This window comes from Psychrobacter pacificensis (assembly GCF_900101915.1).
In the GTDB taxonomy this organism is placed as follows: Bacteria; Pseudomonadota; Gammaproteobacteria; order Pseudomonadales; family Moraxellaceae; genus Psychrobacter; species Psychrobacter pacificensis.
In genome coordinates this window covers 20,460-27,672 of record NZ_FNAL01000027.1, presented here as the reverse complement: position 1 = coordinate 27,672, position 7,213 = coordinate 20,460, and the positions used below count along the sequence as shown (strand labels likewise).

Annotated in this window: 7 protein-coding genes; all 7 read left to right on the top strand. The window is 43.8% G+C overall.

Going from position 1 to position 7,213, the window contains the following annotated elements:
* The coding region (locus BLR43_RS12025; protein ID WP_143007438.1) for an IS30 family transposase at positions 1 to 276 on the top strand (276 nt) is incomplete at its 5' end.
* A 295-nt stretch (positions 277 to 571) separates the two neighbouring features.
* Positions 572 to 1,003, top strand: coding sequence for a nucleoside-diphosphate kinase (gene ndk, locus BLR43_RS12020; RefSeq protein ID WP_058025095.1), 432 nt, complete (start codon positions 572 to 574; stop codon positions 1,001 to 1,003).
* 300 nt (positions 1,004 to 1,303) lie between these two features.
* A complete protein-coding gene (gene rlmN / locus BLR43_RS12015) occupies positions 1,304 to 2,533 on the top strand; it encodes a dual-specificity RNA methyltransferase RlmN (protein WP_186474867.1) in 1,230 nt (409 codons plus the stop codon).
* Between the two features lie 215 nt (positions 2,534 to 2,748).
* Positions 2,749 to 3,684 (top strand): type IV pilus biogenesis/stability protein PilW, encoded by a 936-nt coding sequence (gene pilW / locus BLR43_RS12010; RefSeq protein ID WP_227517153.1) that lies wholly within the window; start codon positions 2,749 to 2,751, stop codon positions 3,682 to 3,684.
* Positions 3,675 to 4,496 (top strand): helix-turn-helix domain-containing protein, encoded by an 822-nt coding sequence (locus BLR43_RS12005; RefSeq protein ID WP_320157875.1) that lies wholly within the window; start codon positions 3,675 to 3,677, stop codon positions 4,494 to 4,496. Before pilW ends, BLR43_RS12005 begins: the two co-directional genes overlap by 10 nt.
* Before the next feature lie 117 nt (positions 4,497 to 4,613).
* Positions 4,614 to 5,729: a flavodoxin-dependent (E)-4-hydroxy-3-methylbut-2-enyl-diphosphate synthase gene (gene ispG, locus BLR43_RS12000; protein WP_071003372.1), complete on the top strand. Its 1,116-nt coding sequence runs from the start codon at positions 4,614 to 4,616 to the stop codon at positions 5,727 to 5,729.
* A gap of 121 nt (positions 5,730 to 5,850) precedes the next feature.
* Complete coding sequence (gene hisS, locus BLR43_RS11995; RefSeq protein ID WP_071003374.1) at positions 5,851 to 7,152, top strand: histidine--tRNA ligase; 1,302 nt, start codon at positions 5,851 to 5,853, stop codon at positions 7,150 to 7,152.
* The last annotated feature ends 61 nt before the right edge of the window (positions 7,153 to 7,213 follow it).

Sequence of the window (7,213 nt, the reverse complement as noted above, 5' to 3'; positions counted from 1 at the left end):
ACCATTACCTCTGACAATGGTAAAGAGTTTGCTCAGCATAAGAAGGTGAAACAAAAGCTCTTTAGCCCTTTCTTCTTTGCCGATGCTTATGCGTCATGGCAGCGAGGAACCAACGAGAATACCAATGGCCTTATCAGAGAGTACTTGCCTAAGGGTTGTGACTTTAGACAAGTCTCTGATAATGAAATACAGGACATTGAGAACAAACTAAACAACAGACCAAGAAAACGATTAGGGTTTAAAACGCCTATGCAGGCGTTCTATAATATTAATTAGCGTTGCACTTGGTGTGTTAATCTAAGATATAATATAATAAACGAAACGCTAGGCGAAATTCAATTCCACCCTAACATCAGGTGGAGTCCTTTTTCACGTTTTGATAAGCAATAATTCTGTTTTGGTCTGTCTTGAATTTATATTTATATTGATAAATCATGAACCATTTCAATAAGTCTAAGCCAATATAGTAGTCGGAGATAAAATGAGAGGTTCGTGATAAGGCGACTTCTTTGCTATTTCATTTCTTATTTTAGTTCAATTTTTTAACCCACTCATCCATTAGGAGCTTTTCATGGCTAACGAACGTACTTTATCTATCATCAAACCTGACGCAGTTGCTGGCAACCACATTGGTGCTATCTATGATCGTTTTGAGCAAGCTGGTCTAAAAATTGTTGCCGCTAAAATGCTACAACTTGATGACGAAAAAGCAGGCGGTTTCTACGCTGAGCACGCTGAGCGTCCATTTTACAACGACCTAGTATCATTCATGACTTCAGGTCCAGTATTGGTATCAGTACTAGAAGGCGAAAATGCTATCGCTAAGCACCGTGAAATCATGGGCGCAACCAATCCTAAAGAAGCTGCTGAAGGCACTATCCGTGCTGACTTCGCTAGCAGCATCGATGAAAACGCGGTACATGGTTCAGATTCAGCTGAATCAGCGGCACGTGAAATCAGCTACTTCTTCAATGAAGACGAAGTTTGTGCACGTACGCGTTAATAGCAGCTATTATTTGCAATATTGATTGTTAATAAATAGTATCGCGAGACGGCTTATATCTTATGGGTATAAGCCGTTTTAGCTGTTATATGTAATAACAGTGTCGTTGCTTATTGAAATTCATAGGCGCTTGCCTCATTATTAGATTTACTAGCGTTATCAATCCTTTATCAGCACATTGTCAATATAGATAATTATTTGCATTCTATATAGGACAAATTTTGCGCTCATAACGGATTGCTCAATGCATCATTTAATTGTATAACGACGTTCGTGGCTTATGCCAAAAGGTTACCTATTATGTCCACTGTTCAATCACCGATCCAACACACACCCACTAACAAGACGGCTAGTATCAAGATAGTAGATGAGGCGCAGGCCAAGACCAATCTATTAGGGATGACGCAGTCGCAACTTGCCGATTACTTTAAAAGTATCGGTGAAAAGCCATTTCGCTCGACGCAAGTGATTAAATGGATATATCAGCACGGAGTCACTGACTTTGAGCAGATGACCAATCTGAGCAAATCATTGCGGGATAAGTTATCAGCCAATGCCTGCGTTACGCCACCAAAAGTGATTCATCGTCAATATAGTGATGATGGTACGCGTAAATGGGTGTTTGAAGTGACGGGCGGCTCATTGGTTGAGACGGTATTGATTCCAGCGGATGACAGTAAATTAAATGGTCGTAAGACTTTGTGTGTGTCTTCACAAGTGGGCTGTGCGCTAGATTGTAGTTTTTGCAGTACTGGTAAGCAGGGCTTTGAGCGTGATTTAAGCGCTGCTGAGATTATCGGTCAGCTGTGGGTGGCCAATGCCTCTTATATGACTGATAACAATGATAGTCTAGAACACGTTGATCATAGCCTGTGGGAAAACAATGTCACCAACGTGGTCATGATGGGCATGGGTGAACCATTATTAAACTATAAACCAGTGGTTGGCTCAATGGAGCTGATGCTGAGCGATCACGCTTATGGACTATCAAAACGTCGAGTGACCTTGTCAACCTCAGGCGTGGTACCTAAAATGTACCAACTAGCACAAGATATCGATGTAGCACTGGCTATCTCACTGCATGCCCCCAATGATGAACTGCGTAATGAGCTGGTGCCAATTAATAAAAAGTACCCGCTAGAAGAGCTGATTGCCGCTGCAAAAAACTACGTCTATGATGTCAATCCGCGTCATAAAAAGCACGTCACGATTGAGTATGTGATGCTTGATGGTGTCAATGATAGCAATGAGCATGCTCATCAGTTGGTCGTGCTATTAGAAGGGCTACCAAGTAAGATAAATCTTATTCCGTTCAATCCGTTCCCACATGCGTCGTACGATAAGTCAAGCAACAACCGCATTCATGCGTTTAGCAATATACTGAGTGAAGCTGGGTTTGTTTGCACCATTCGTCAAACACGCGGTGATGATATTGATGCCGCTTGTGGTCAATTGGTCGGACAAGTGGCTGACCGTACCAGACGCTCGGCTGCATGGCAACAAAGCATCAAAGATCGTGAAAATGTTTGATACGTTTTGCATATGACAGGATAAATATCCGTCTGTTCTAAAAGAAGCTTAGCTGTCTTTTATCTGTCGCAACGGTAATGAAAATGTATCAATAACGGTCAAGATTGAAGAACATAGCAATTAATAACAACTAAATTGTACTTATAGGGGCTAAATCTATTAAACTGATGCCTCGAAGATCGAATGCATTGAACCACAGTTTTATGATGGCGGCTATGATGACTTCTAAAAATTTTTATCAGTTGGTAGAGCAAAAACCATTTTTTAACCTTTATAAAAAGGCAGGTGTGGTGACGAACCGAGTCACTGCACCGAAGTGCGCATTACTGGCTGCCGCACTCGCATTATCATTGCTAAGTGGCTGTCAGAGTACACCAAACAATGACTTGTCAGGCATCGCGCCTTATCAGACATCCACGAAGCCCAGCGGTGACCGCAACTTAGATCAGCAAGAAATTGCTCGTGTACGTACCTCACTTGCTGCACAATATATCCGCAAAAATGAGCTCGATACGGCGCAGCGTCAACTCGAAAAAGCCTTTGCTGCTGATAGCCGTTACGCGCCAGCCTATGATATGATGGGCGTTTTGTTGCAGCAAGAAGGCAGCCGCATCAATCTTGCAAAAGCCGATCAGTACTTTAAAAAAGCCATCGCGCTGGATAAAGACTTTGTGCAAGCACACAATAATTACGGTGTTTATTTATCACAGATGAAGCGCTATCGTGAGGCGGCAGAGCAGTTTGAGATTGCAGGCGCCTCATTAGGTTATGAAGGCCGTATCGGTGCGTTAGAGAATTTAGGGCGTACATACCTTCAGTTGGGTGACAATAGTGCCGCTGCTAAAGCGTTTTTGCGGGCCCTAGATGGCAATCGCAATAGTATTATTGCTCATATTGAGCTGGTAGATTTATTGCTTGAGCAGCAGCGAGTACCGCAGGCTCAGCGCTTGTATGACGAGACCTTGATATTGGTACAAGGGCAGGGCATCAGTCCTAGATTGCTCCTACAAGGTATCAAACTTGCGGCAGCACAAAACAACATTACAACTCGCCAGCAATTGGCACAGCAGCTTTTATCCGCTTATCCATTGAGCGACGAAGCGAAACAACTTAAGACTTGGCTTAACAATCCAGAGGCACCATGGAAATGATCACCCCATCATCAAACACTCAATCTAACGCTCAGGGATCATTTGGTGCCACGTTGCAGCAAGCCCGTAAAACGAAGCAAGTCAGTTTAGAAGAGGCAGCCGCCGAGTTATTTATCTTAAAACGTCATCTAGAAGCACTAGAGAGCGAAAACTTTGCTGAATTACCGCAAGCGGCATTTGCTCGTGGCTTCGCTATTAACTATGCCAAATATTTGGGCCTAGACTCAGCCAAAATCGCGAGTAGTTTTGATGCCGCTTACCCCAGTGAACTCAAAGCCAAATCGGTCAATAATACTGATACACCATTGCAACCAATGGGCACGCTGCAACGCGATACACACAATCGCATTCGTTTTAATCCGCTATTGATCATCGGTGTGATTGGACTCATTATCTTGGCAGTATTTTTATTCCGTATGGTGAGTAATGCGAGTAAAGAAAATAGCCAAGAGCCTGTCTCTACTGTTGAAGATGTATCTGCTATTGAGCAAGCGCAAGGGGCTGCGATTAGCAATGATGCAAGTGATATCGGTGCGTCTGGCTCTGCGTTGAATTTAGGTGCTGCCAGTGCAGATACGGCTTTTTTAAACGTGAAGTTGACCGATGATGCTGTGGTTAGCATCACGGATGCATCGGGTAATAGTCTCATCAGTGGTTCACAGACGGCAGGTGACTATGACCTAACAGGCGTGCCACCATTTAGTGTACAAATTGATAATATCGATAATGTTAGCTTGATGCTCAATCAAGAAACGGTTGCTTTAGATACTTATGCAACGGATAAGCAAGCTACCTTTGAGCTAGTACCTTAGTCATCATTGGCCTCTTATCGAGCATGATTACTAGCGTTTAATAAAACTACTATACGTCTAAGCTCATTTATATATACAAGCCTGTGGTTTTTCTATTTTTGATTTAAGGATTTATCTATGTCAATGCCATCGCCTATTAACCGCCGTTTGACCAAAAAAATCTATGTCGGCGATGTTGCGATTGGTGGTGATGCGCCAATTAGCGTACAGAGCATGACCAACACTGACACTTGCGATGTGGCGGCAACCGTCGCCCAAATCGAGCGCTGCGTAGAAGCCGGCGCTGATTTGATGCGCGTATCAACGCCGACGATGGATACCGTCAAAGCCTTTGGCGAGATTCGTAAATTGGTGAGCGTACCTTTGGTTGCAGACGTGCATTTTGATCATAAGATTGCCTTAGCAGTGGCTGAAGCCGGCGCTGATTGTTTGCGTATCAATCCTGGTAACATCGGTAGCGATGCCAAGGTGCGTGAAGTGGTTGCTTGTGCTAAGTATCACAATATTCCTATTCGTATCGGCGTCAATGCAGGCTCTTTAGAAAAAGACATTCAGCGTAAGTATACTGAGCCGACTGGGGAGGCGATGCTTGAGTCAGCAATGCGTCATATCGACATTTTAGAGCGTCTTAATTTTGACCAATACAAAGTGTCTGTCAAAGCCAGTAATGTGTTTTTGACATTGGATGCGTATCGCCTGCTATCAGCGCAGATTGATAACCCACTGCATTTAGGTGTCACTGAAGCAGGTGTCTACCGTACTGGTGCTGTCAAATCTGCCATTGCGCTTGGTGGTCTGTTATTAGACGGTATTGGCGATACGATTCGTATCTCGTTAGCGGCTGAGCCTGAAGAAGAAATCAAAATTGGCTTTGATATTTTAAAGTCGCTTAATATCCGCTCAAATGGCGTAAACTTTATCGCTTGCCCAAGCTGCTCGCGTCAAGAGTTTGACGTGATTAAAGTGATGACGGCCTTAGAATCACGTTTGGAAGACATCCGTGAACCAATGGATTTATCCGTGATTGGCTGTAAAGTGAATGGTCCAGGCGAAGCAAAAGAAGCAGATATCGGTATCGTTGGTGCCGCACCAAGATCACTGGTATACCGTATGGGTCAAAAAAGTCATCTTATCGATACCGACAATGTAGTCGATGAAATAGAAAGTATGGTTCGCGCCCATGCAGAAGATTTGGCGAAAAAGCGTGAGAACGAGATTATTCGCGTAAAATAAGTCGCAATGCAAGTATCTGCTTTTTGCTGTGTAAACAAAGGGTAGGCAGCACATTTTTTTTGTTAATACGTAGATAACAATAATAGACATAATTGTTAAATTTTAAGGACATGACCGTATCATGATTAAAGCTATTAAAGGGTTTAATGATATTTTGCCTGACCAATCAGCAAAGTGGCTGCATCTAGAAGCGATATTGGCTGATGTACTTGGTAGATATGGTTATGAGCATATTCGCTTGCCTATCGTTGAGCAAACTGATCTATTCGCACGTGCGATTGGCGGTGCGACAGATATCGTTGAAAAAGAGATGTACAGCTTCACTGATAAATCTGAGCCACCCACGCCTTTGGCCTTGCGTCCTGAAGGTACAGCAGGAGCAGTACGTGCCGTTATCGAGCATAACTTATTGCGTGGGGACACGCCGAAGCTTTGGTACGTTGGTCCAATGTTCCGCTATGAGCGTCCGCAAAAAGGCCGCTATCGTCAGTTTCATCAGCTAGGTGTTGAAAGCTTTGGTAGTGCGCTACCAGACGCTGATGCTGAGCTGATTGCAATGACGCATCTGATGTGGCAAGAACTGGGCCTAAAAGATGAGATGCACTTACAGTTAAACAGCCTAGGTGAGCTTGATGAACGCCATGCCTATCGCGAAGCGCTGGTTGCCTATTTGACGGACAAAAAAGATCAATTAGACGAAGACAGCAAACGTCGCTTGACGACCAACCCATTACGTATCTTAGATAGTAAAGAGGCAAGTACGCAGGCAGTATTAGCAGACGCACCAAAGCTTGCTGACTTCTTGGGTACAGAGAGTGTGGCGCATTTTGAACAAGTTCAAGCTTATCTGACTGCGCTTGGTATCGATTTTGAGATTAATCCACATCTGGTGCGCGGTCTTGATTATTATAATAAAACGGTCTTTGAGTGGGTAACGGATAAGCTTGGCAGTCAAGCGACGGTATGCGCTGGTGGTCGCTATGACGGTCTGGTTGGACAATTAAAGTCCATAGGTACAAACGATGATAAGTCAGATAAAAAACCTGTAAAATCTGAACCGGCTATTGGTTTTGCAATGGGGCTCGAGCGCTTATTGCTACTGATGGAAGCCGTGGCACCGATTGCTGACAAACCCGCTTGTGATGTCTTTGTAGTGGCGCATCCTGACGTTTATAGTGCAGGTATCAGCTACGCACAAAACCTACGTTATAGTCGTCCAGATGTACGCGTGAAGATGGCAAGTGCAACGAGTCTAAAAGCGCAAATGAAAAAGGCAGATAAGTCAGGCGCAGCATTGACAGTCATTATCGCACAGCAAGAGCTGGATGATAATACCATCAGTATCAAAGACATGCAGAGGGGTGAGCAGCAGACTGTCACACAAGATTGGCTATCGAGTAAAGATAACTTTTCTCGTAAATAATCGTCTTGCAACGCCGCATTTTTGATTTTGGCATCAGCAATTTAATGTACATTTTATCAGG